25 protein-coding genes and 1 pseudogene are annotated in these 24,271 nt (G+C 65.3%); 10 read left to right on the top strand and 16 right to left on the bottom strand.

The window, feature by feature from the left end:
* Positions 1-93: 93 nt before the first annotated feature.
* Together ACWDTF_RS15895 and ACWDTF_RS15900 are read right to left on the bottom strand one after the other, a co-directional pair.
* Positions 94-1,020, bottom strand: coding sequence for a serine/threonine-protein kinase (locus ACWDTF_RS15895; RefSeq protein WP_449754649.1), 927 nt, complete (start codon positions 1,018-1,020; stop codon positions 94-96).
* A gap of 33 nt (positions 1,021-1,053) precedes the next feature.
* On the bottom strand, positions 1,054-1,476 hold the full coding sequence (locus ACWDTF_RS15900; protein ID WP_240857790.1) for a nitroreductase family deazaflavin-dependent oxidoreductase: 423 nt from the start codon (positions 1,474-1,476) through the stop codon (positions 1,054-1,056).
* Between the two features lie 40 nt (positions 1,477-1,516).
* Between ACWDTF_RS15900 and ACWDTF_RS15905 the strand changes: the two genes are divergently transcribed.
* Entirely contained in the window at positions 1,517-2,884 is a 1,368-nt protein-coding gene (locus ACWDTF_RS15905; protein ID WP_240857789.1) for an FAD-binding oxidoreductase, read from the top strand.
* Positions 2,885-2,989: 105 nt separating this feature from the next.
* Here the strand turns inward: ACWDTF_RS15905 and ACWDTF_RS15910 are convergent.
* Positions 2,990-3,301 (bottom strand): annotated as a pseudogene (locus ACWDTF_RS15910) (helix-turn-helix domain-containing protein); the annotation flags it as partial.
* Positions 3,302-3,400: 99 nt separating this feature from the next.
* A complete protein-coding gene (locus tag ACWDTF_RS15915; protein ID WP_240857788.1) occupies positions 3,401-4,570 on the bottom strand; it encodes a GGDEF domain-containing protein in 1,170 nt (389 codons plus the stop codon).
* A gap of 310 nt (positions 4,571-4,880) precedes the next feature.
* On the opposite strand from ACWDTF_RS15915, the gene ACWDTF_RS15920 reads away from it, so the two are divergent.
* On the top strand, positions 4,881-5,789 hold the full coding sequence (locus ACWDTF_RS15920; RefSeq protein WP_276614871.1) for a LysR family transcriptional regulator: 909 nt from the start codon (positions 4,881-4,883) through the stop codon (positions 5,787-5,789).
* Between the two features lie 108 nt (positions 5,790-5,897).
* Here the strand turns inward: ACWDTF_RS15920 and ACWDTF_RS15925 are convergent, their stop codons facing one another.
* Both ACWDTF_RS15925 and ACWDTF_RS15930 read right to left on the bottom strand, forming a co-directional pair.
* Positions 5,898-7,577 carry an acyl-CoA dehydrogenase family protein gene (locus ACWDTF_RS15925; protein WP_240857787.1) on the bottom strand — a complete coding sequence of 560 codons (1,680 nt, stop codon included), beginning with the start codon at positions 7,575-7,577 and terminating at the stop codon, positions 5,898-5,900.
* On the bottom strand, positions 7,574-8,290 hold the full coding sequence (locus tag ACWDTF_RS15930) for a TetR/AcrR family transcriptional regulator C-terminal domain-containing protein (RefSeq protein WP_240857786.1): 717 nt from the start codon (positions 8,288-8,290) through the stop codon (positions 7,574-7,576). The genes ACWDTF_RS15925 and ACWDTF_RS15930 overlap by 4 nt, the downstream gene beginning before the upstream one ends.
* Positions 8,291-8,361: 71 nt before the next feature.
* Here ACWDTF_RS15930 and ACWDTF_RS15935 point away from each other — a divergent pair, with 71 nt between their 5' ends.
* Entirely contained in the window at positions 8,362-8,550 is a 189-nt protein-coding gene (locus ACWDTF_RS15935; protein ID WP_240857785.1) for a hypothetical protein, read from the top strand.
* The gene (locus ACWDTF_RS15940) at positions 8,537-8,932 is read left to right on the top strand and encodes a type II toxin-antitoxin system VapC family toxin (RefSeq protein ID WP_240857784.1); all 396 of its coding nucleotides are present in this window, start codon (positions 8,537-8,539) and stop codon (positions 8,930-8,932) included. The genes ACWDTF_RS15935 and ACWDTF_RS15940 overlap by 14 nt, the downstream gene beginning before the upstream one ends.
* Here the strand turns inward: ACWDTF_RS15940 and ACWDTF_RS15945 are convergent.
* On the bottom strand, positions 8,865-9,812 hold the full coding sequence (locus ACWDTF_RS15945) for an EamA family transporter (RefSeq protein WP_240857847.1): 948 nt from the start codon (positions 9,810-9,812) through the stop codon (positions 8,865-8,867). The genes ACWDTF_RS15940 and ACWDTF_RS15945 overlap by 68 nt on opposite strands.
* 104 nt (positions 9,813-9,916) lie before the next feature.
* On the opposite strand from ACWDTF_RS15945, the gene ACWDTF_RS15950 reads away from it, so the two are divergent.
* On the top strand, positions 9,917-10,825 hold the full coding sequence (locus ACWDTF_RS15950; protein ID WP_240857846.1) for a LysR family transcriptional regulator: 909 nt from the start codon (positions 9,917-9,919) through the stop codon (positions 10,823-10,825).
* A gap of 75 nt (positions 10,826-10,900) precedes the next feature.
* Here the strand turns inward: ACWDTF_RS15950 and ACWDTF_RS15955 are convergent, their stop codons facing one another.
* The 3 genes from ACWDTF_RS15955 to ACWDTF_RS15965 form a co-directional block, all read right to left on the bottom strand.
* Positions 10,901-11,992, bottom strand: a complete 1,092-nt coding sequence (locus ACWDTF_RS15955; protein WP_355275885.1) for an ABC transporter permease — start codon at positions 11,990-11,992, stop codon at positions 10,901-10,903.
* 90 nt (positions 11,993-12,082) lie between these two features.
* A complete protein-coding gene (locus ACWDTF_RS15960) occupies positions 12,083-13,846 on the bottom strand; it encodes an oleate hydratase (protein ID WP_240857782.1) in 1,764 nt (587 codons plus the stop codon).
* A 3-nt stretch (positions 13,847-13,849) separates the two neighbouring features.
* Entirely contained in the window at positions 13,850-14,467 is a 618-nt protein-coding gene (locus tag ACWDTF_RS15965) for a TetR/AcrR family transcriptional regulator (RefSeq protein WP_449754650.1), read from the bottom strand.
* Between the two features lie 207 nt (positions 14,468-14,674).
* Between ACWDTF_RS15965 and ACWDTF_RS15970 the strand changes: the two genes are divergently transcribed.
* The gene (locus ACWDTF_RS15970; RefSeq protein WP_240857780.1) at positions 14,675-15,352 is read left to right on the top strand and encodes a DUF6319 family protein; all 678 of its coding nucleotides are present in this window, start codon (positions 14,675-14,677) and stop codon (positions 15,350-15,352) included.
* Positions 15,353-15,380: 28 nt separating this feature from the next.
* Here ACWDTF_RS15970 and ACWDTF_RS15975 read toward each other — a convergent pair whose 3' ends face one another.
* Positions 15,381-16,328 carry an NAD(P)-dependent alcohol dehydrogenase gene (locus ACWDTF_RS15975; protein ID WP_240857779.1) on the bottom strand — a complete coding sequence of 316 codons (948 nt, stop codon included), beginning with the start codon at positions 16,326-16,328 and terminating at the stop codon, positions 15,381-15,383.
* Positions 16,329-16,389: 61 nt separating this feature from the next.
* On the opposite strand from ACWDTF_RS15975, the gene ACWDTF_RS15980 reads away from it, so the two are divergent.
* The gene (locus ACWDTF_RS15980) at positions 16,390-17,706 is read left to right on the top strand and encodes a vWA domain-containing protein (protein ID WP_449754651.1); all 1,317 of its coding nucleotides are present in this window, start codon (positions 16,390-16,392) and stop codon (positions 17,704-17,706) included.
* Between the two features lie 16 nt (positions 17,707-17,722).
* On the opposite strand, the gene ACWDTF_RS15985 is transcribed toward ACWDTF_RS15980, so the two are convergent.
* The 3 genes from ACWDTF_RS15985 to ACWDTF_RS15995 form a co-directional block, all read right to left on the bottom strand.
* The gene (locus ACWDTF_RS15985) at positions 17,723-18,748 is read right to left on the bottom strand and encodes a helix-turn-helix domain-containing protein (RefSeq protein WP_433256592.1); all 1,026 of its coding nucleotides are present in this window, start codon (positions 18,746-18,748) and stop codon (positions 17,723-17,725) included.
* Positions 18,749-18,844: 96 nt separating this feature from the next.
* Positions 18,845-20,050: a serine hydrolase gene (locus ACWDTF_RS15990; RefSeq protein WP_433256590.1), complete on the bottom strand. Its 1,206-nt coding sequence runs from the start codon at positions 20,048-20,050 to the stop codon at positions 18,845-18,847.
* Between the two features lie 43 nt (positions 20,051-20,093).
* Entirely contained in the window at positions 20,094-21,071 is a 978-nt protein-coding gene (locus tag ACWDTF_RS15995; RefSeq protein ID WP_240857775.1) for an alpha/beta hydrolase fold domain-containing protein, read from the bottom strand.
* A gap of 204 nt (positions 21,072-21,275) precedes the next feature.
* On the opposite strand from ACWDTF_RS15995, the gene ACWDTF_RS16000 reads away from it, so the two are divergent.
* Positions 21,276-21,575 (top strand): hypothetical protein, encoded by a 300-nt coding sequence (locus ACWDTF_RS16000; RefSeq protein ID WP_240857774.1) that lies wholly within the window; start codon positions 21,276-21,278, stop codon positions 21,573-21,575.
* On the opposite strand, the gene ACWDTF_RS16005 is transcribed toward ACWDTF_RS16000, so the two are convergent.
* On the bottom strand, positions 21,572-22,237 hold the full coding sequence (locus tag ACWDTF_RS16005) for a TetR/AcrR family transcriptional regulator (RefSeq protein ID WP_240857773.1): 666 nt from the start codon (positions 22,235-22,237) through the stop codon (positions 21,572-21,574). The two genes, ACWDTF_RS16000 and ACWDTF_RS16005, sit on opposite strands and share 4 nt — an antisense overlap.
* A 92-nt stretch (positions 22,238-22,329) precedes the next feature.
* Here ACWDTF_RS16005 and ACWDTF_RS16010 point away from each other — a divergent pair, with 92 nt between their 5' ends.
* Positions 22,330-22,725, top strand: coding sequence for a (R)-mandelonitrile lyase (locus ACWDTF_RS16010; RefSeq protein WP_240857772.1), 396 nt, complete (start codon positions 22,330-22,332; stop codon positions 22,723-22,725).
* 53 nt (positions 22,726-22,778) lie between these two features.
* A complete protein-coding gene (locus ACWDTF_RS16015; RefSeq protein ID WP_240857845.1) occupies positions 22,779-23,576 on the top strand; it encodes an aldo/keto reductase in 798 nt (265 codons plus the stop codon).
* An 89-nt stretch (positions 23,577-23,665) separates the two neighbouring features.
* Here the strand turns inward: ACWDTF_RS16015 and ACWDTF_RS16020 are convergent, their stop codons facing one another.
* The gene (locus ACWDTF_RS16020) at positions 23,666-24,271 is read right to left on the bottom strand and encodes a TetR/AcrR family transcriptional regulator (protein ID WP_240857771.1); all 606 of its coding nucleotides are present in this window, start codon (positions 24,269-24,271) and stop codon (positions 23,666-23,668) included.

Below are 24,271 nucleotides of genomic sequence, written 5' to 3' on the forward strand. Positions count from 1 at the left end.
GACTTCCTCCCCTACTTTCAGTGGCACCCCGTCGGCCCATCGACACCTGCGCGGCTCCCGGCCGGCGCCTCGAGCCCCCAGGCAGCAGAGAAGTCAGCGTCGGGTCCGCGATCGCCCGAACAGTCGGTGCGGGGGTGCCTCCGGGATCGGGACGTCGCGCATGAGCCGGGTGATGATCTCGACCAGTTCGCCGCACGACGAATAGCGGTCGGTGGGCGATTTGGCGAGAGCCTTTGCGAAGATCGAATCCATCGCCGACGGTAGCCATCTGCGCCGTCGGGTGAGTTTCGGCGGGTCGTCGTTGATGTGTGCGTAGGTGATGGCGAAGGCGGTGGTGCGTGGGTACGGAGGGAAGCCGGTCAGCAGTTCCACCAACGAGCAAGCGAAGGCGTACAGATCGGTGGCTGGGGAAAGCTGTTGAGCCTGAAGAAGTTCCGGTGCTGCGTAGGCGATCGAACCTTGCACGCGTCCGTTTCGGGCCAGGGGCCGGGTGTCATCGAGGAACTGCGCGATGCCGAAGTCGGACAGAAACCCGTCGAGCCCCGACGACGTCGGCGTCGTGAGGATGTTCGCGGGTTTGACGTCGCGGTGCAGGATCTCCTGTCCGTGCGCGTAGTCGAGCGCGCTCGCAATCTGTGCGGCGATGCGCAGGATCGCCGGTACGTCGGGTTCGGCGTCGTGGGGTATCAGCGTCGTCGCGGGGGAGCCGGGCACGTACTGCATCGCCATCCAGAGCGCCGGGTAGTGCGGTCGGCGGAGCGCGGGTGCGGTGTCCGGATCGTCGACCTCGCCGCGGGCATAGATCTTGACGATGTGTGGATGGTCGAGTTTGCGGGCGATGGTGAATTCGCGGTCGAATCGCTCGCGCATGCGGCTGGGATCGGACCCTTTCGGGTGCAGCACCTTGAGTGCCACAGGTCGGTCGTCACCGCGGTGCACACGGAAGACGTCGGCCGTCGCACCGCCTCCCAGGAATTCGTCGACGGTGTAGCCGGCCACCACATCGCCAACTTCGAACACACCGACAGGGTAGGGGCAGCCGACGTCGGGCCGCTATTCGGTGGGGCTCACGCGGAAGATCGGGAACTGGCGGCCCTCCGCAGTCTCGGTGTACTTGAGGAAGCCGTCAGATTTGGCGGTGAAACGGTCCCACGCGGCGTCGCGCTCGTCGGGCGGGAGTTCGGTGACGGTGGCCTGCTGGGTCTTGACGCCGCCTATGTCGGGGGATTCGACCGTCACCGACGAGTCGGCGCGCAGATTGTGCACCCAGGCCGGTGTCTTCGGTGACCCGCCGGCCGAGCCGATGACCAGCCATCCGCCTTCGTCGGGCAGCGCGAGCAGCGGGTTGATGCGCGGCTCACCCGACTTGGCGCCGACGGTGTGCAGCAGGATCAGATTGCGCCCGAACCCTGCGGTCTGCACAAATCCGCTGTTGGTACGGAACTCGTCGATGATGGTGCCGTTGAAATCGCTCATGCCGCCATTGTGCACACCGACGCCCCATAGGCTGGCAAACATGAGCGGTGCCGATCTGAGCGAGTTGATGTCCCAGCTACCCGACGGCATGGTCGTCACCGATCCCGACATCCTCGCCGCCTACCGCCAGGACCGGGCGGCAGACCCGGACGCCGGAACCCCACTCGCCTTGATCCGCCCGACGAGCACCGCCGAGGTGCAGACCGCCGTGCGCTGGTGCGTGTCGCACGCCACGCCGATCATCACGCGCGGTGCCGGCACCAGCCTGTCCGGAGGTTCCACCGCGGTCGACGGCGCGGTGATGATCTCGACGGAGAAGATGCGCGAACTCACCATCGACACCGCCACCCGCACCGCGGTGAGTCAGCCGGGCCTGTTCAACTCCGAGGTGAAGGCGGCCGCATCGGCCAACGGGCTCTGGTACCCGCCGGACCCGTCGTCGTTCGAGATCTGCTCGATCGGCGGCAACGTCGCCACCAACGCCGGCGGCCTGTGTTGCGTCAAGTACGGGGTCACGACTGATTACGTCCTCGGCCTCGAAGTGGTCCTCGCCGACGGCCGAGCGGTACGGCTCGGCGGCAAACAACTCAAGGACTCCGCAGGACTGCCGTTGACCAAACTGTTTGTCGGCAGCGAGGGCCTGCTCGGCATCATCACCGAGGTCACCCTGCGCCTGCTCCCGCCGCAGGCGCCGGCGTGCACGGTGGTCGGCACCTTCTCCTCGGTGCACGACGCGAGCGCTGCAGTGCTCGCCGTGACCTCCGAAATACGGCCTGCCATGCTGGAATTCATGGATTCGGTCTCCATCAACGCCGTCGAGGACATGCTGCGGATGGGTCTCGATCGCGAGGCAGGCGCGTTGCTCGTCGCCCAGTCCGACGCGCCGGGTCCGGCGGGTGTCGCCGAGGTGGAACTGATTCAGAATGCCTTCGAAACCCACGGGGCCGCCGAGGTTTTCGCGACCGACGACCCGGCCGAGGGGGAGGCATTCACCGCGGCGCGACGAGCGGCGATCCCCGCAGTCGAGAAACTCGGGACGCTGTTGCTCGAGGATGTCGGCGTGCCGTTGCCGTCGCTTCCGTCGCTGATCGACGGAGTTGCCGACATCGCGTCGGACAACTCGGTGATGATCTCGGTGATCGCGCATGCGGGCGACGGCAACACGCATCCGCTGATCGTGTTCGACCCCGACGACGCCGACGAGCACGATCGGGCCCACCGCGCGTTCGGTCAGATCATGGATCTGGCTATCTCGTTGGGCGGCACCATCACCGGTGAGCACGGCGTCGGCCGGTTGAAGAAGGCGTGGCTGCCCGATCAGGTCGGACCCGACGTGATGGAACTGACGACCCTGATCAAGCAGGCACTCGACCCGCAGGGGCTGCTCAACCCGGGTGTCATTCTCTGACCGTCGATACCGGAGCTTCAGGTGGTGGGTGGAGCCTTGGTGGCGCTCGAACGAATCACTCTGGGCCCCATGCCATATTGGGCACGCAGAATGGCTGCGCATCGTTGCTGTCGACGTGAATCCGGATTCAGTGGCGATATCCTCGGCCGGGCGGGTTGGATTCGTGACGAGCAATGATCGAGCGGTCCGGGCACGCTGAGCCCCGATCAGCTCGGCCATGGACTGAGGCTCCTGCTCGAAGTGCCGATAGAGTTGTCGCCGACTGACGTGTAGTAGCCGCGCAATGGTGTCAGGCGTGAAATCCGGGTCACAGTGGTGACGTCGGATCAACTCATCGGCGGCCTGCCGGATGAAGACCCCGTTGTCGGACAGCCGATACTTCTCGTAGTTCAGCTCGCCGAGGGCCGCACAGATCAACTCGAGTGCGGCGACCTCTGTTCCTGGGGAAGGTGTCTCCCCACGGACTGCGGTCTCGCGGGCAAACTGCCTGACGAAGGCCGACGCTGAACGGGCAACTCAGGACGGTGCTTCGGTGGTCGACAGACCGGCCCGGCCCGATGCCTTGGCACGCAGCAGCGCGAGATCGGCACTGGCGAGTGTCGCGTTGACGATCGCGATCACCATCGACGCCGACACCGGCGTACGTTTCGCCCGGCGGACCGAGATCCCCAGGCTCATGGTGATCGTCACGTCACCCTGAATCGAGTGCGGGACCTCGGTGATGCGGCGAGCCATGCGGATCGCTTCCTCACGCTCGAGCGGTGCCGCGATGGCGAACTCGTCGCCGCCCATGCGCCCGACCACGGCAGATGGTCCGGCGACATCTTGCAGTGATCGTGCGATGCGGATGAGGACGGCATCCCCGACGACATGCCCGTGCTGGTCGTTGATCTGTTTGAAGTTGTCGATGTCGACCATCGCAATGGCGAACGGGCCCGACAAGCAACCCCGACGCAGTTCGGATGCGACGGTGTTGAGAAAGCCTCGTCTGTTGCGGACCTCGGTCAGCGGGTCGGTACTGGCAAGTTCGAGCTGGCGCGCAATGGCGCGCTGGAAATCGATGGTGTAGGTCCGCAGCAGAACCACGATGCCGTTCGACGCAGCCAGTGCGACGACGGTGTAGTACACGCTGGTCGCCACCGGATAGTCCAGCAGGACCGTGGCAATCCCACACGCAACGATCACCAAGCTCGTGAACGTCACATGCGCTATGACCACCGGCAACCGCACGAAGTGCGCGACATAGCCGGCGATCACCGCGAACAGCGTGGCTCCATGCAGCGCCATCAGCGGATTCTGAAATGTGGCGAGGACTATCGCGACGCCCAGATCGGCGTAGATCACGAAGGCCGTGTTGGCGCCCTTGATCGATGCCTCCTTGGACCACCACACAGTGCCGAGGTTGACCCTGCTGACCACGATGGCCGCTGGGATGGTGCTGGCCGACGCGGCGAGAGCGACGGCGAGGCGGACCGGTGACCCCGCCGAACCTCCCGGCGCGAAGGCGCTCACGAGTCCCACAACACCAAAGGTGATGGTCAGTGCGGCGATGCTGTAGCGAATGAACCGCTCACGGATGCCGATCTGGTTGACAATCTCGAGCGCGTCACTGTAGTCCGCGCTGACCTCAGCGGACGCACGCGGAATGCGCTTGCGTATCCGGGCATACCGGGGTGTGCCGACCATGTTGCCCACGCTGCGCCCCTCCCAAGCCTGCGTGGCACACGAGCCTGACCCCCGGAAGTCGCGCGCGCATCAAAGGTTGTTGATGCCAAAAGTGTAGTCAAGGATCGCATAGGTGATGGGCCGCGGTGCATAGGTGGAACCGGCCAGGGAAGCGCAAATGGGTCCACGCATCCCCTCAGTGCGTGGACCCACGTGAAGCGAAGCGATGCGAGCGGTGTCGGGGGTACCGCTCGCATCGCAAGTTCAAGCCTAAGGATCGAATTGACAATCTACAATCAGACCAAATCGGATAGTTGACAGGAATCACTTGATGAACTCACCGTCGGCCGGTGATCGCGACCTCGATCTGCGTCGGCTCCGTATGTTCGTCACGGTGGTCGATTCGCCGAACCTGCGGGTCGCGGCCGACGAGCTCTACATCACCCAGCAGGCGCTGTCGTCGGCGATTCGCGAACTCGAACGGCAGATGGGCGTCACGTTGTTCTCGCGCGCGAATCGACGCCTGGTGCTGACCGAGGCGGGTTCGGCGCTCTACGACGGGGCGGTGCCGTTGCTAGCCGGCGGTCGGCACCTCGCTTCGTCAGTGCGCAGCGCCGACGCCGATCGTCGGGTGCCGTTCGTGATTGGTCATACGCCGGACCTCGCGCCGTCGGAGATCTTCCGAATCATCGAGCCCGTGGTGCGCGACGATCCCACAGTGCCGATCACCGTGCGCCCGGTGTTTGCGTCCGACATCCACGACGCCCTGGTCGGTGGCGCGATCGATCTGGCCTTCGGTCGGGGTGTCGGCGATCCGTCCAGGCTGGCGTCGGCGATCGCGACCTATCACGTGCTCCGCCTGGCCATGCACGCCGATCATCCTCTCGCCCAGCACGAGCGCGTCGACCTCGAGGCTCTCGCCAACCACGAGATCGTGGTGTGGGGCGCCGAGGGCGACGCCGAATACACCGACATTCTCGTAGACATCTGTCGCAGAGCGGGATTCGAACCTAGGGTGATCGTCTCCACCCTCATCGGAACCCCGCCACACACCTCTGTCATCGCACACCCGCAGGCCTGCGCCTTCGTGACCAATGCGCCCGGATGGCTCGACAACGGTCGCATCAGGATCGTCGAATTCACCGACCCGCCCGTGGCCCCCGCCCGCGCCACCTGGCTACCGAACACGACATCGCCACTCCGGCAACAGATCTTGGACTCACTGCGCACCGACGGCTGATCCCACCCGCTGACCCCTTCCGCTGCCTGAGGTGTGAGGAGCGCTAGCGACGAGCCTCGAAGGCCCAGTGAGACAACAATGTCCGCAACACCGATGGCTCACCGCGCATCAGTGCCGCTCGACGATCGCTCCCACGTCGACTCCGACCGGCAGCGCTCCGTACTCGAACGAGCGATCGGCACCCAGCCGTGCGGCGATGAACGCCTCCGACACCGCCGTCGGTGCGTACCGCACCAGCAGCGAGGCCTCCAACGCGAGCGCCATCGCCTCGATCGTCACTCGTGCCCTCGCCTGCGCGGCAGCAGGTTCGAACCGTGCGAGTTCGCCGAGTTCGACGCGGACGTGGTCGAGATGCGCGTCGAGCGTCGTGTTGGCACCGCGCGCCTTGGACAACTCAGCGTCGAACGCCGCAACAGACTCTGGTTCGCGGGTCATTGCGCGCAGCACGTCGAGTGCGATCACGTTGCCCGATCCCTCCCACACGGCCATCACCGGTTGCTCGCGGTAGCGCATGGCGAGCGGGAAGTCCTCGGTATAGCCGTTGCCGCCCAGGCATTCCAGCGACTCGTACGCGTGGTGGGGTCCGCGCTTGCAGATCCAGTACTTGGCGACGGCCGTCGCCAGCCGACGGAAAGCGCGTTCCTGGTCGTCGGCGTCCTCGTCGTGGGCGCGGGCGAGCCGCATGGCGGTGGTGGTGGCGGCCTCCGATTCGAGAGCAAGGTCGGCGAGAACCGCGGTCATGGCCGGCTGGTCGACGAGACGCGCACCAAAGGCGTTGCGGTGGCGGGCATGCCACACCGCTTCGGCGACGGACTGTCGCATGCCGGCCGCGCTGCCGAGGACACAGTCGAGGCGCGTCTGCGCCACCATCTCGATGATGGTGCGCACCCCGCGACCGGGTTCGCCCACCATGTAGGCGACTGTTCCGTCGAGTTCGATCTCGCTCGACGCATTGGACTTGTTGCCCAGCTTGTCCTTCAGTCGCTGGATGCGGAACACGTTGCGTGTCCCGTCCGGCAGCACACGGGGCAGGAGGAAGCACGAAAGTCCTTCACCGCCAGGCCCGTACGCCTGAGCGAGCACCAGGAACGCATCCGACATGGGTGCCGAGCAGAACCACTTGTGTCCGGTCAGAAGGTATTCCGCGCCCGGGCCGCCCGCACCGGCCGGTTTGGCCACGGTGGTGTTGGCGCGGACGTCGGAGCCGCCCTGCTTCTCGGTCATCGACATGCCGAAGATGGCCGACGACTTGTCGGCGCTCAGTTCGGGGGAGTACTCGCGCGATAGCGCCTTGGGCACCCAGAGCGCGGCGACATCGGGCTGCAGTTCGAGCGACGGGATCACCGCATGCGTCATCGACACCGGACACGCATGACCCGGCTCGATCTGACCGAACAGCATGAACGCGGCCGCCCGGGCGACGTGCGATCCCGGCTGCGGGTCGGCCCAGCAACGGGTATGTGCGCCATGGGAAATCGACGCCGAGATGATCCGGTGATACGACGGGTGGTACTCGACCTCGTCGATCCGCCGCCCCCACCGGTCGAAGGTGTGCAACTGCGGCGTGATGGTGTTCGCCAATTTGGCGTCGTGCTGGAACTGTTCGCTGCCGACCAGCGCACCGATCTCGCGGAGCTCCGCGTCCGCCCACCCGGCGTCGTGTCGGGCGACGGATTCCCTGAGTACGGTGTCGAGTTCGTACTCGTTGATGTCGACGCGCGGTGTCGACTGGTTGAGCACCTCGTGCGTGAGGTGCGGCTGCGGGTGGGTGGTGGTCGATCGGGTCATGATGTTCCTTTCAGGGCTGAACCCCCGCTGGTCGAGGAGCCACGTGCGAGCTTGCTCGCCCGAGGCGTCTCGAGACCACTCAGCGGTTGGTCCAGTACGTTTTCCGGTATCTGAAGATTCGTGAAGATCACGGCCACCGACTCCTCCAGCGTGTAGCCGAATTCCGCTCCGGTGGCGGCCTTTTGGACGACAAGTCCAAACGTGGCCGACCAGAATGCCTTGGCCTCGACGTCGATCGGCGCACGCAATTGCCATCCGGTACGCACCAGCGTCGCCATAAGGGCGTCTCCGCCACGTTCGTGCAGTGTGTGCAGAGTCTCGGAGATGAGTTCGCGTAGGTCTGGCCTGCGTGCGACCAGCAGCATCGCGGTCGTGAACATCTCGACGCTGCGGGCCTCGCTGCCCAGTAGCGAACCGATGAGCGCATGTGTGTACTCGCGGACGGTCGTCGCGTTGGCTGCGGCCTCTTCAGCATGACGCCCGGCGCGCAGCACGGCCGCGCACGCGACCTCGACGAACAGTTGCTCCTTGGAGCCGAAGTAGTAAGTGACCTGATTGGGAAAAGCATTGGCACGCTGGCAGATCTGCGCGACTGATGCAGTTTCGCCATGCTCGGCGAACACCTCGGTGGCCGCACGCAGCAATGACTGCCGGGTGGACTTCCCGGACTCCCGACTCGCGCGACGAGAGGGTGCGGTGGACGTGGTGGACATGCGCTCGATCCCGTTGTTTGTACGGCAAACAATAAACAGGGCCGGCGTTCTCGTCAAGCAAGCAAGCAGCAGTGCAGACAGACGAAGACGGCATCACGGTTCCGGAACTGTTGCAGCGCGAAGCCACGAAAATCGCAGAACGGCCGTCCATTGCCGAATGGCTGCGTCGCACGGGTCGTCGGCCGTCGCAGATTCGCACCGAAGACGTCTTGGCGGACCTCGACAAATGGCGAGGCGAGTGGCCCGATGCTCGTCGTTGACGCGTCGTGCCTGTTCGAAATCGTCGCCGACACCCCGCGGTCAGTCGAGGTCGGCGCACGCCTCGCCGCCGACCCCGACCATGTGGCCCCTGAGGTCATCGATGTCGAAGTGTTGGGCGTGGTCCGTGCGCAGTACCTGCGCGGCGGATTGGACGGAACGGCCGCAGGTCAGGCGGTGGAGGATCGGCGCGAGTGGCCCGGTGAGCGGTACTCCCACCGGTGGATGCTCGACCGAGTCTGGGAACTGCGGGAGTCGATTCGCGGCCCGGACGCGTTCTATGTCACGTTGGCCGAGGCGCTTGACGCCACCTTGGTCACGCTCGACGCGAAACTCGCTCGCGCACATGGCCCGACGTGTCGGATCGAAGTACTTGGCGGGTGAGTCGCGAATCAGGTGGATTGCCGGTGCTGGCGGGCTCGTTTCGGCGCGATCCTCCTCGTGCCGCGCCGATTCCGGCCGCCACCACCAGCCCGAGTCCGAGAATCGATGCGGGTCCGGGGATTTGGTGGAGTACGAGGAGTCCGATCAGCATGGCGAAGCCGGGTTCGAGGGCCATCAGCGTGCCGAAGGACGACGTGGTGAGGCGCCGCAATGCCTGCATTTCCAGCACGAACGGAACCACCGGCAGCAAAATCGCGAGGCCCAGGCCGATCAGCAGCAACTCGGGAGTCAGCCGACCGAATGCCGAGGGACCCGCGACGACGGTCGCGACGATACCGGCAACCGGCATCGACACCGCCAACCCCTGCACTCCGGCCACCTCGTCGCCGATGTGCTGGGTCAACAGGATGTAGCTGCCCCAGCACGCCGCGGCGGCGAGTGCGAACAGCACTCCGACGGTGTTCACCGTGCCCGACCACGGTTGAGTCAACAGGATCACGCCGGTCGCTGCCAGTGCCGGCCACAGGATGCGCTTGCCTCCGCGGGCTGTCGCCACGGCGACGCCCAAGGGGCCCAGGAACTCGATCGCACTGGCCGTACCGAGCGGAATTCGCGCCACCGCGGCCATGAACAGCAGAACGATACCGGCGGTGACGATTCCGAGGAGTACCGCCGCGGCAAACGTGCGTCGGGTGAACGCCGACGGTGAGGGCCGCACGATCACGAGCAGCAAGATTCCGGCCCACGCCAGCCTCAGCCAGCCCGCGCCCTCGGCGCCGACGCGGTCGATGAGGGTCACCGAAAACGCCAGTCCGAGTTGGACACACAGCATCGACACGATGGCCATCGCCGTCCCGGCGCGTGCTGTGTTCTGTCCCATGGCGCTGGTGAAGTGTTGCACGCTCTCATTGAAGGCCACTCAGATCGTTCGTGTCCACGTGACATTTATGGACATATCGTTCGGAAATTATGAACAATAGACCAGTGGACTTCCGGCGGCTGGAATTGTTGCTCGCGCTCTCGCGGATGGGTTCGATGCGAGCGGTTGCCGACGCCTACCACTTGACCACCTCGACGGTGTCGCAGCAGATCGCTGCGCTCGCCCGCGAGACCAAGACATCGCTGATCGAGCCCGACGGCCGCCGCGTTCGGCTGACCCCGGCGGGTCGTCGGCTGGCCGATCACGCGGTGACCATCCTCGCCGAGGTCGATGCGGCACTGCGCGACCTCGATCCCGATGCCGAACCCGTCGGCACGCTGCGGGTCGGCGGATTCGCCACCGGCATCCGAGTGTCGTTGCTTCCGGTCCTCGCCGAGTTGAGGGACTCCCATCCGGGTTTGCGGGCGGTCATCAGTGAGTACGAGCCCGTCGAAGCCTTCGAACTACTCATGAACGACGACATCGACCTCGCGCTGTCCTACGACTACAACCTCGCGCCGGCCACGATCGATCCCGCGCTGCAGAGCGTCGCGTTGTGGTCCACGCCGTGGGGGCTGGCAGTACCCGACGACGACGCGGGCACGCGCGCGCCGTCCGATTACGCGGACCGGTATTGGATTGTCAACTCCCGCAACAGTGCTGACGAGACGGCCGTTCGTACCTTGGCCTCGCTGTCGGGATTCACACCGACGATCGCGCATCAGATCGACAGTCTCGAACTCGTCGAGGACCTCATCCTCGCCGGCTACGGAGTGGCATTGCTGCCGCTGCATCGCGCGTCTCGCGAGGGCTTGACGGTGCTGCCTCTCGGCACACATGACCTGCGGATGACCGCCTATGCGGTCACGCGACGGGGCCGAGACACCTGGCCGCCGCTGCGAGTCTTGTTGAGCCGCTTGGTTCCTCCCGGGAATGTGGTCCCGGAGCTCCATCGATGGCCGCGCACCGTGTGATGATCAATCATCAATGCCGCAACGCAGTTGCCTTGAAGTGCAAACGAATCCAACGAGTCCAGGAGACTCAGGATCTCACGGCTGGCTCTCTGCTTCTGTCGAGGTGTCGTGATGATGGTGGTGTTCGCCGGTGACCGGATACAGGGCGTCGACGTCGATGGCGGAGGTTCGGGAATCCCTGTTGCCCATGATGTTCCAGACCAGCACCAGCAGAGTGCCGATTCCTGCGTACAGGCCGAGGCACAGCAGGGCCGTGGTGTTGCTCGCGGCGGGGAAGTACAGCGAGTTGCGGATGAGTTGCGCACCACCGCCGGTGGGCAGCCATTGACCCAGTAGCGCCCAGAAATGGGGGAGGAAGGTCCACGGTATCGATGCGCCGGAGATGGTCGCACCGATCAGGAAGTAGAAGCCACCGGTCAGGGACCCCACCGGCCCGAATAGCGTGACTAGGCCGGAGATCGATCCGGTGATGGCCAGTGAGATGAGTGCATATGTCCAGAACAGTTCTCCGGTGTCGGCGCCGGACCCGACCCCGTAGATCGACGAGAACGCCAGGACTATCGCCGCGGACACCAACGCGTAGGCGATCAGGGCGGCGACATGTCCCAGCCCCCGGCGAAGTGACTTTTGGACGCGCGGCATCAACCGTCCCAAGCCGAGCGAGGCGATGCTGCCGCCCAGCGAGATCACCTGCAGGATGTAGCCGAGGGACGCTCCGTTGATGTCGCTGTCCGCCAACGGCACGACGTCGCGGGGGATGGTCTGCGGAGAGTTGTTGCGTTGGTTGGCTTCTGCCGCGACCGTCTTCAACGTCGCCGCCGGAAGCGTCCCACCGGCTCCGGCGACGACGGCCACGACGCCGCCCGATGTGATCTCCAGACCCCCGGCCGCGTCCCGTGCCCTGATCGCGGCGGTGAGTGCTTCCGGTGAAGGGTACGATGTCACGTCGAACTTCCCGGCGGATTCGAGCTGGGCGGCAACGGGTTCGACCTGTGCGGGCGGCCCGACGATACCGACCGGAAGGTTCCGCGGCTCCGGCGAGTGACCGACCCCGAGATAGAAGGTGCCGAGAAGGAACTGGGTGAGGGCGCCGAGGACCACGACGCCGATCAAGAGGCGGCGGTAGTGGGTGCCGAAGGACAACGGCTCGCCAGACAACAACGTCATGATGGACCTCCGAAGGGTGTGTGGGACGAGGCGTCCCGGCGATGGCATTCGCCGGGACGCAGGAGGTGGTGGTGGGTCAGGCGGGCATGCTCAGAGGATGTGGTTCTCGGAGAGGAGCTGCCCGATCTGGGTCTCGTTGAGCTTGCCGATCAGCTTGTTGCGCAGGAACTGCGGCCCTGGCAGACCGACCTCCTCGCCGTCGCGCAACCGGCTGGTCGCGGCCAGCAGCGCCCGCACGTCGTAGGTGGAGTTGAACACCTCCGGGACACCACGCTCGATGTCGAGCAAGGTGTACACGGCTTCCATCGGCGTGCGGACCGAGTACTCGGTGGTGAAGATGCAATCGCGCTGTGCCGATTCGGCGAACTGCCCGATGAAGGCGAAGTTCACCGCACCTGCCGGCACCACGTCGGGGCGGTCGCCGGCCTGACGAGGCATGAAGAACGAAGTCACGTACGGCATCATCACCGGCACCGTCTTGGCGCCGTTCGCCGCCAACTCGGGAATGTCCTCGACCGGAACGCCCAGGTGGTACAGCCACTCCTGGGTGATCTCCTCGCCGGTGCACTCTTGCATCGTCTTGGTGACATAGTCGCCGGGCTCGTCCACGAACAGCGCATAGACCCACACCACGATCTGGTCGGCGGGCTGCTGCTTGAAGTGGGGCTGCCGGTTGACCGTCCAGCTCATCAGCCAACGGGAGTCCTTCGCCGTGACGATGCCACCCGTTACGACCCTGCCGCTGAACGGGTCTCGCTTGCAGATCTTCTCGATGTAGGCCGGAATCCGGCGGTCGAGGGTAGTGACGGTGGCCGACTCCCATTTGGTCTCCGGGATGTGGCCGCCGAAGACATCGGGGCGGCCGAACGACGGGTCCTTGGCGGCGATGCGACGCCACAGGTCCCACGCGGGCGCGGGTCCCTCGTCGAGCGCGGCGGGGGTGTGATGATCGCCGTTGTCGGAGTTCTCGGTGAGCGACCCGATGGTCATGAAGAGAAGATCGTTCTCGGTCAACGATGTGCCGCCCTCATCTCCGTCGGCGTCGACCCAGTGAAGGTAGGTGGCTTGCTTGCGCTCACCGTGGATGTCGAAGTCGACGTCGGTGACCTCGGTGTCGAATCGGAACGTGACGCCCTGATCGAGCAGCCAGGTGTAGAGCGGCAGGACCAGCGATTCGTACTGGTTGTACTTGGTGAATTTCAGCGCCGAGAAGTCGGGCAGACCACCGATGTGGTGGATGAACCGATGCAGGTAGAGCTTCATCTCCAGCGCGGAGTGCCATTCCTCGAACGCGAACATGGTGCGCCAGTAGAGCCAGAAGTTGGAGTCCAGGAACTCCTGGGAGAAGACCTCATCGATGCGTTTGTTCTCCATCTCCTCGCGGGTCGCGAGGAAGATCTTGATGATGTCCTTCTGTGCCTTTTCCGAGAGGGTGAACAGCCCGTCGGTGTGCGCGTCCTTGCCTTGCTCGACGGTGGCGCGTTGCAGTGAATAGTTGGGGTCGTCCTTGTTGAGCCAATAGAATTCGTCGAGCACGCTGGCGCCGTCGATCTCCAGCGACGGGATCGAGCGGAACAGGTCCCAGAGACATTCGAAGTGGTTTTCCATCTCGCGACCGCCCCTGATCACGAAGCCCTTCTCGGGTTCCTTGATGCCGTCGAGCGCGCCGCCGGGCAGCGTGAGACGTTCGAGAATGGTGATCCGATCCCCGGCCATCCGTCCGTCACGGATGAGGAATGCCGCGCCCGACAGTGACGACAGTCCGGCGCCGACGAACCAGGCCGACTTGTCGTCGACTCCGGCCGGCTTGCGGGGACGGGCGAATGCCTCGTAGTTTCCGTTGGTGTACTGCATGATTCAGCTTCCTTTCGTGGGGCTGATGGGCGGTAGGCGGTGGAGGTAGCCGGCCGTGGCAGCATCGATCTGGTTCCGGATGTCGGTCACCGGGTCCCGGTCGGGATGCGCGCCGGTACTCGGGCGCGCCAGCGTCAGATGCACGACTCCGAAGATCATGTTGCCTACCAGTAGAGCTGCATTCGGATCTGGTTGCAGCCCCGCCTTTTCCGCGTCGGCCATCAATCTTTCGGCGATGGTGTTCTGCAGCTTGAGAACGAGTGCAAGCCCCTCGGCGCGGTATCGGTCGGACGGGTCGCCGAACAACAATTCGCGCTGGTAGGTCCGCCCGTTTTCGGGGTGCGCGACCGCATACTCCAGGATGGGGACAATCATCGCTGTGATGGCCGCCGAAGTATCGGGCAGAGATGTGGCCCGCTGGGCTCCGGCCGCGATCGCCTGGCCCAGCTCCTTGTTGAGAACCATCAGTAGCAACTCGCCCTTGGTGGCCGCGTATCGGAAGACCGTTCCGGATGCGACGCCGGCCTTCTTCGCGATTTCGTTCGTCGACACCGACTCGAACCCGTGATCAGAAAAGAGTCCTGCAGCAGAACGGAATATCCGTTCCTGCTTGTCGCGCATGTTGCGTTCGCGAAGTCCTGCCGATGGTGACGTGTCCGGCACTGCAAACTCCTCCGTGGATCGCTACCCGGGACGGTGATCCGGTCGTGGACGATAATGACTGTGCTCATTAATGAGCGTACTCAGTTTTTTCCGAATGTCCATGGCCAACCGAAGGTGTGAGAGGCGTCGGCCCCGCCCATCGCACATGTGTGCGAAGATGGATCGGTGAGTGTGCAGAAGGTGAATGGATTGACCGCCGACGACCTGGTCGCGTTGGCGGCGGGGGTGGAAGCGGGCAAACGTGTCACCGTGTACCTGCGAGAGCCGATGGTGTCCCTGGGGCTCGAGGCAGGCGCGTCTGCGCGTGTCGTCGGCGTCGACGGGTCGACCGTCACGGTGCGGCCCAAGGGCGTCGACGACGAGTTGCCGTTCGAGGCGAACGAGCTGAATAGGACTCGCTCCCAGGCGCCTACCCGGGCGCCGGCAAAGCCGTCAACCCCCCGGCAGTCTCGAGGGGAATCGACGCCGGTCGCCACGCCCGCATCCTCACCTGCGCCCGCGCCGGAGGTAGTGAGTTCGCCGAGTCCGAAACCCGTTCCGGCGAAAGCGTCTTCGCGTCGCAGCAAGGAATCAACGGCGGCGGTGAGTGTGACGGTCACCTCTGCAGGCGCGAGCACGTGGACGGTGTCGGTGTCGCGCGGCGCGAAGAAGCAGGGAAAACCGGTGGAGGTCACCGCGGATCGGGTGGCTCGGGCCGTGCGTGAACTCGGCGACGATGCGGCGATTGCCGCTGTCGACGGTGTCATCGCGTCGGCACGGGAGGCGGCGCAGAAGCGGGTCGCCGAACTCAGCCAAGAACTCGAGAATGCGAGGGCCGCGTTGGCCGACCTGGACGGTGACTGACGTCGTGAGGTCAGCGGGGTTGACGCCGCTACGGCGTGACCACGACCTTGCCGAGCGCGTGGCCGTTGCCCACATGTGACAGCGCCTCGGGAACCTCGTCGAGGCCGTAGGTGCGTTCCACGTGGATCGCGATCTCGCCAGCGCTGCACAGCGTTGCCAGCGGTTCGAAGTACTGCGGCCCGGGACGTACTGCGAGGACACCGATTCGACGCCCGCTGACAGGGCCGACGACGAAGCCCGCAGTGAGCAGCCGCACCAAGGTGGGTACTGATCCGCCAACGCACCGGTATCGCCCGCCGCGTGACAGCGCCCGGCGATACGCGAACACCGAGCGGTGGGCGACGAGGTCGAGGATCAGGTCGTGGCTGTCCTCGGTGAAATCCGTTGTACGGTAGTCGATCACCGCGTCGGCACCGACTGATCGCATGAAGTCGAGTTTGCCGGCGTTGTCCACAGCGGTGACATGAGCACCGGCCTGCTTGGCGAGTTGGATCGCGAAGGCGCCCGACCCGCCCCCGCCGCCGTTGATCAGAACTCGGCATCCGTCGGTGGCGCCCGCAGTGCCCTGAAGGGCGATCGGTCCAGCCTGCGGGATCGTCGACGCCTCGACGAAGGTCAGCTCGGATGGCTTGTGGGCCAATGCTTTCTCGTCGACGGTCGCGTACTCGGCGAAGCCGCCCTTGAGGCGCATGTTATCGCCGTACACCTCGTCACCAGGCCGGAACCGGGTGACGCCCGCACCCACATCGTCGACCCAGCCGGCGATGTCCGAACCGAGGATGTGCTTGCCCGGCCGCCGCAGCCCACCCATCCGTGCGTACGCGGGATAGCCGGTCAGACACTCCCAGTCGCTGAGGTTGATCGAGGTGGCGGCCACTTTGACCCGCACCTGCCCTGCCGCGGGTGTGGGAATCGGGATCTCGTCGACTCTCAGGACGTCGGGCATCCCGTAGCGGTCGTACACGACGGCGCGCATGGCGTCGATGGTACGCCCGCGCAGGCGATCGTTGAGGTGTCGTCTCGACTATCCTGCAGTCGTGACCGGCACGCACCAGGTACTGAGCAAAGGTCAGAACGCACCGCTGACAGTGTCAGACGTGGCGGTGACGCTCACCCTCGACGCCGCAGCCGACCTGTCCGCGCTTCTCGTCACGGACGCGGGAACCGTTCGCGGCGACCACGATTTCGTCTTCTACAACCAGCTCGCCGGCCCCGGAGTTCGCCTGCACCTGGCGCAGGCCGGACAACCGGCCACCCTGGCCATCGCGCTTTCCGGCATCCCGGCCGAGATCAGTCAGGTGCGGACCGTCATCACCCTCGACGACGCGGCGGGCCGCTTCGGCAACCATGCGGCACCCGTCGCGTGGCTCTGGGACGGGGCCGGAAATGTACTGTTCGAGTATCGAATCGACGGTCTTGACACCGAATCGATCGTCATCGCCCTCGATCTCTATCGGCGCCAAGGGCATTGGAAGGTTCGGGCTGTCGGGCAGGGGTACGCCGGGGGATTCGCTGCGCTGGTCACCGACCACGGGGTCAGCGTCGACGACGAACCCGCACGTATCCCGACCTCGGCCACGTCGGTTGCACAGTCGACGCCCGGCATGGACCGCCTGCCGATCGACATGCGTAAGCGCCTCGACCTGCGCAAGCAGAAGGTCGCGGTGTCGCTGGAGAAGCGTGGCGCCGGGCAACTCAAGGCCCGGGTGATCTTGGTCCTCGACGCGTCGGGATCGATGTCTGGCCTGTACTCCAAAGGTGTTGTCGCGGGCGTCGTCGAACGGATGGCGGCCGTTGCCGCACAGCTCGACGACGACGGGACCATGCAGGCCTTCATCTTCGCGTCCAACAGTGCTCGCTTGCCGGACTTCGAGATCGGTAACCTGCCGGAATGGATCGGCCTGCACGTGCGGGTGGGCCAGATGAAGATCGGCAGGGGCACCAAGCGTTCGAAGAACCTCGCCAACGGCCAGCTCGATATGAGGAACCTCGGCATCGGTAACGAAGAGCAGAAGGTGATCGCCGACGTCCGCGCCTTGGTCGCCAAGGACCCTCAGCCAGTCCCGACGCTGGTGCTGTTCTTCTCCGATGGCGGCGTCTACCGCAACAAGGAGATCGAAGACCAATTGCGCAGCGCGGTAACGGAACCCATCTTCTGGCAGTTCGTCGGTCTCGGCCGCGCCAACTTCGGGATTCTCGAGAAATTCGACACGCTACCCGGCCGGCTCGTCGACAACGTCGGGTTCTTCGCGGTCGACAACATCGACAAGCTGCCCGACGAAGAACTCTACGACCGATTGCTCTCCGAGTTTCCCTCGTGGGTGGCCGAGGCCAAGCGTCACCGCATCCTCTGATCTGTCCGCGTGACTCTCACTGCGGTGGCGGAAGCTCCAGCGCGCGGGAATGACGCATCCGCCAGGCCAGGTAGGCGACTCCCAAGCGGGCCTTGCCCAGACCGTCGAAGGGGTCGAATCCGAGCTCACCCGAGAGGGTCTCGACGCGCACCTGCATCGTCGAATGATGGATGTCGAGCGAGCGGGCGGCCTGCCGGGCGCTCGAGGACTCGATGACCGCGACGATCGTCGCCGACGCCCAGGTGTGCTCGGTGAGGAGCGTTTCGAGGCGGTCGACGTCGGGATTGGTCGCCGTCGACGGCGACTCGGCCAGCATGTGGATGAGGCCGCCGTAGCGTTCGGCATCGACAGCGCTGCTGGCGGGGCGCTCGCACAGCCGAAGCGCGATGAGCGCGGTGCGGAACGACAACGCCAGATCGGGGATCGCGCCGGTCACCCCGAGCCCGCAGGGTGCGGCAGGCGCGTCGTCGGCTGTGACCGAGGCGGGAGCGATCAGCGTGTGGATCGTGCCGAGCGAGGTGGAGATGACATCGCTCGGCCAGTTCGGATGCGACGCCCATTCTGCGAAGAGCGGCTGCGTCAACACGCGGTACCGCTGCGACGGTGAGAGTCCGAGTCGGGCGGCGGCCTCCGACCGCTCATCGACGGGGTGGTCGCGGCCGAGCAGAACCGCGATATCGCGTCGAGCTGCATCCGGGTTGGCGCCGGACCGCCGGATACCGACGGCGAGCGCGAGCCGTTCCAGGATGATGGCGTCATTGGCTTCCTCGGGTCCGGCGCGCTCGAGCCATACCGCGGCGTCGGAGTCGACGCCGTGGCTGAGTCGGCCAGTGGGCGGATCGCCGGCGAGTGTCTCCCCGAGAGGCGAGACGCGCGGGCCGAACGAACACCCGGCGGGACACCCGGCCAGGGCTGCGGCGGTGGCAAGCAGCCCATGAATATTCACCTGGCCGACGATGAGTTCGTCGAAACAGGCAATGACCCGCAGACCGAGACTTGCGGTCGGATCCAGAGCGGCGATCCGACCGAGGAGTTCCTGCACGACGCCTCCTGAGGTCCGGCCGAGATGATGTCGTCGACCCTACGCCGCGTCGCCGGTACCCGAGGTCGGTCGGGCCCGACGACGCGCAGCGCCGGGTCAGTGCGCGAGTGCGCGGTACACAGCGGTCTCGAAATCGAGGTAGCCGCCCACCGATGCCGCGTCGGCGAACGGGAAGATCTGCGTCGCCCAGTAGCCGCCGATCTTGTTCTGCCGGTCGATCCAGTAGTAGAGGTTCGCCAGACCTGCCCAGGCCAGAGCGCCGGCGGGCCGGCCGGTCGGCGCGTCCTCGTCGTTGATCATGAATGTGAGCGCCCACGACTTCGGCATCCCGGGAAAGAACTCGGCATCGTTGGACAACGCCGGGATCACGCCGGGCAGCATCTTCACCTTCAGCTCGCCGAGGTGATTGCGCCCGGCATCGGCCACAGTGTCCGGTCGGAGAATCTGTGCGCCCGAGTCCGCGCGTCCGTCGTTGAGCCACATGCGAATGAATGTGAGGTAGTCGCCCACGGTCGAGTAGAGGCCGTGTCCGCCCATGTGCACCTCGGGGTCGTCGGGAAGTGCGAAGCCATGATCGGGAGTCAGCGAGCCGTCGGCGTTGCGATGGTGCATCGTGGCGGTCCGGCTCCGCATGTCGTCGTTGCGAGTGAACGAGGTGTCGGTCATGCCGAGCGGGTCGAGGATGTTCTCCGTGACCACCTCGCCGAGTCGCTGTCCGGCGATCGCCTCGATGACCAGTCCTGCCCAGTCGATGTTGCTGCCGTACTCCCACTCGGTGCCCGGGTCGAACAGCAGCGGGCTTCTCAGTGAGGCCATCGACGAGGTGACGATGCTGGGTTGGCCGTGTTCGGTGGCGAGACGGTTGTAGGTTTCATTGAAGAAGTCGTAGCCGAAACCCGCTGTGTGGGTAAGGAGTTGACGGGTGGTGATTTCCGACTTCGGTGCCCGTAGGCGAGGTTGCCCGGCGTCGTCGAATCCGTCGATGACCGACACCTCACCCAGTCGTGGCTCGTACTCGCGCGCGGGTGCATCGAGATCCAATTGGCCGCGCTCGACGAGTTGCAGCGCCGCGGTGCCGGTGATCGCCTTGGTGGTGGAGAAGATCGCGAAGACCGTGTCGGTGGTCATCGGAGTGTCTTTGTCCAGTGCTCGACGCCCGGAGGACTCCAGCACGATGGTCTCGCGGTCGGTGGTTACTCCGGCGACCACACCGGGTACGCGATCCGTCCCGGCCGACGCGGCGGCGATGACCGCGCTCGCGGCATCTTCGACCTTCTTCGGGTCGATGGTGGGTGCACTCATTGTTATTCCTTCCATTGGGGACGCTCGTGGATCAGTGGGGGGTTCAGTCGGCGAGCATTCGCTGTACCCACGAAAAGCGGGTGTGCAGCATCGCTTTCGCCATCGCGGTGTGCGGGGCGAAGATGTCGCAGGCATGGAACGCGCCGGGCCAGACGTGGAGTTCGGCGTTGACCCCGGCCGCCCACAAACTGTTGGCGTAGGCAACGACCTCGTCGCGAAAGATCTCGCAATCGCCGACGTCGAGGAAGGCCGGCGGCAGCCCGCGGAGATCCTCCGCCCGCGCGGGAACCGCATATGGCGACACTGCGTCGGTTCGATATGCATCCTGAAGGTAGGCCTGCCAACCGGTTTCGTTGGACACCCGATCCCACACCCCGACGCCGTCGAACTGCTGTGTGGATGGCGCGATCCCGCGGTCATCGAGCATCGGGTAGGACAGCAACTGGCCGCGGATGGCCGGTCCGTCGCGGTCACGTGCGGCCAACGCCAACCCCGCCGCGAGACCACCACCGGAACTGGCTCCCGCGACCAGGAGTCGACGCCGATCGATGCCGACGCGCTCGGCATTGCGGGCGGCCCAGTCGAGGGTCGCGTACATGTCTTCGCGCGCATATGGATCGGCGAACTCTGGAGCCAATCGGTACTCGGTCGAGATCAGCACTGCACCAAGCTTTTCCACCCAATCCAAGCTGGCGTCGAGCGCGTTGAAGCGATCCCCGAACATCAATCCGCCGGAGTGGGCGTAGACGATGGCCGGCCGCCGCGACGTCATCCCGAGCGGAGTGAAGATGGATAGGGTGACCGGGTCGCCCCGAAATCCCTCGATGGTCGCTTCTCGATGTGCGACGGCTCGTCCCCGCATAGTGTCGGCCAACGGGCGTGAGGCATAGGACTGCCGCATGAACCCGATGAGGTCCGGCGTCACCGTGGGTGGAAAAGTGCCGCCCACAACGGCGAGGCTGGCCCGCAACTCGGCGTCGAACGGTGGGCCGCTCTCCGTCGAGCCGGCGGGCTGTGTCATGGAACACAGTCTAGGAACGATGTGACCCAGCCGAAACCGCCGACCCGACGGAGTTGGTGGTGGTGTCGACCGCCAGATGGCGGTTGCAGTGCGGGCAGCCGCCAGGGGCGGAGACTTTCGGCGAGAGCTTCCGGCCTCGTACGTCTGTGCGAAAATTGAGGGCGACGTGCGTAGAACCCGATGGATTGTCCACCAGGAGGACTCATGAGCTCAGGCGAAATCCCGTCCATCTCAGAACATTTCGGTGATCCGATCACCGTCGACGAGCATACGACGTTCATCCCGGTGAGTCGGCGCGGGCTGTTCGGTCGCCCAGTTGCCATGGGCGCATTCACGATCAGCGACGGAACTGCCACATGGACGCCGATAGTCGATCAGGGGAGGGTCGCGCTCAGCGGCGTGGTCACCGGACTTGTCGCCGCGACCCTGGGCTCGGCAGCGGTGTACAAGCAACCGCCGTGGCCGACGATGACGATCGTCGATGACCGGGGGACCGCCAGCTAGGTAGCGGACCCCGAGCGACGTTTGCGGGTCATCGCGCTGTGGGTGATCGCGGAACTCAGCGCGGGTGCCGGTAGCGGGGAGAACTGTCTGTCACTGCGAATTCCGTCGAAAATGAAGGTCAGGTAGCGCTCGTACAGATCGGGTGCGACGTCGCGTGTGCTGTCCATGATCGGCGCCATCGCCGACTGGATGAACGTGACGTCGGTGGGGGCAAAGTCGTCGCGGACGACGCCGGCCTGCTTGGCGCGGTCGACAAGTTCGACGATCAGCGGTGCGATGCGGACGCGGACGTCGTTGATGCGTTCGTCGCCCAGCGTTGGGTCGCTGAGAATCTGGTGGAGTCCGCGGTCGCCGATCTGCATCTGCAGGGTGCGGCGCAGGTAACTGGTGAGGGCCAGCCAGGGATCCGGTTCATCGAGTGCTTCCCGGGCGACGGCCTCGACGGCCTGAAGTCGCTCCTCGAAGAGCGCGTCGATGATCTCGCCCTTGTTCGCGAAACGTCGGTAAGCCGTGCCCACGCCGACCCCCGCGTGGTGGGCGATGTCGTTCAGTGTGACGTCAAGACCCTTCGCGGCGAACAACTCTCGGGCGGCTTCCAGTAGTCGCTCGCGGTTGATCTGTGCGTCCTTGCGGAGCGGTCGGGCTGCGTCCGCCTGTGCCATGACGTGAACCCTAGCATAAGCGGATTGACTATATCCGCTTGGTGAGTATCGTGGTAAGCGGACAACGATATCCGGTAACGGAGGAACGCGAGATGAAGTACACCAAGAGTGGCGGCCAGACTGGGGCCGGACCGGCCGACTGGTTCACCGGCACCGTCCAGATCGACGGCATTCGCAACCCAGATGAACAGACAGCCATCGGTTGCGCGCACGTCCGGTTCTCGCCCGGCGCGCGCACCGCCTGGCACCACCATCCGAAGGGCCAAACCCTGTACGTCACAGACGGTATCGGCCTCGTTGCCACCCGAGACGGTGTCGTACAGGAGATCCGGCCCGGCGACGTGGTCTACATCGAGCCTGGCGAAGAGCATTGGCACGGCGCGACAGCCGACCGCTTCATGGCGCACGTCGCCATGCAGGAGGCCGACGAGAACGGCGAGGTCGTCACCTGGCTCGACCACGTCACCGATGAGGAGTACACAGCGTGATTCTCGACGAAACCTACACACTGTCCAACGACGTGACGATTCCCAAGCTGGGCATGGGGACGTGGTTCATCGACGACGACAAGGCCGCCCAGGCGGTACGCGACGCCGTCGACGTCGGCTACCGCAACATCGATACCGCGCAGGCATACGGCAATGAGCGCGGCGTCGGTGAAGGTGTCCGCACCAGCGGTGTCGCCCGCGATGAACTGTTCGTGTCCAGCAAACTGGCTGCCGAGATCAAGAACTACGACGACGCCGTCAATGCGATCGAAGGATCACTGTCGACGATGGGGCTCGATTACCTCGACCTGATGCTGATCCACAGCCCGCAGCCGTGGGGCGATTGGCGCGGCGGCGACTACGCCGAGGGCAACCGCGAAGCGTGGCGTGCGCTCGAGGACGCCCACAAGGCGGGACAGCTCCGGTCGATCGGGGTCTCCAACTTCGAGGAGCACGATCTCGACAGCATCCTGGCGGCCAGCACGGTAGCGCCGCACGTCAACCAGATCCTTGTGCACGCGGGCAACACCCCGGCCGAGCTCATTGCCTACTGCGACGGGAAAGGCATTCTCGTCGAGGCGTATTCACCGATTGGCCACGGTGAGATCCTCCACAATCCGGACATCGTCGCGATTGCCGAGCGCTACGACGTCACGGTGCCCCAGCTGTGCATCCGCTACACACTGCAGCTGGGGGCGGTGTCTCTGCCGAAGACCGCCAATCCCGAGCACATGCGGAGCAACGCGCAAGTCGACTTCACGATCTCCGCCGAGGACATGAACACGCTGCGCGGCATGCACATTCGGGACTACGGCGAAGCGGGCGCATTCCCGGTCTTCAGCGGGAAGTGACGTGAGTAGCGGCCGGCCGGTGTCGAGTGAAGGTATCCGTTGCCCATATCCTCAGTTACGCAATCAGGTGAAGATATGGCCGATCTAGCTCACACGGCGGTGCCGCCGGTCAGATAGTGATCGATCGCGGGACCCATGCGGGCGGCGAGGTCGCCGATGTCGGCGCCGGCAATGTCGGGTTGGCGCAAGACGAACCGCATCATGAGGATTCCCAGGACGTGGCTGGCGATCAAGGCGATGCGGAGCTCGCGATCCTCGGCGAGTGCGAAGTCACCGAGCACCATGGTCGCCATCCCGATGAAGAAAGCACGCATCCGTTCGGCGACCTCGTCGTGTGTGACGGCGATGCGCAACAGCGCGATCGCACGTTCGCGCTGCGCGGCGTCGTTCTCCCAGATCGTCAGCACGCGGGTGACGAACTCGGTTCCGAGATGTGGGGCGTAGGCGTCGAGTCCGCCGAGAACGGCGGTCGGGTCGACCTGCGGGCGCAGGGCCTCGACGGTCAGTGCGTTCTTGTTGCCGAAGTAGTGGTGGATCAGGGCGGGGTCGACGCCGGCACGTGAAGCGATGGCGCGCATGGTGGTTCGGTCGAATCCGCGTTCGGCGAACAGCTCTCGGGCTGCGGTCAGGATCGCCTCCCGCGAGTCCGGTCGTCCGGCATCGAGGCGCGGTCGCCCCCGTTTTCGTTCGCTCAT

This window comes from Gordonia sp. NPDC003422 (genome assembly GCF_053588675.1).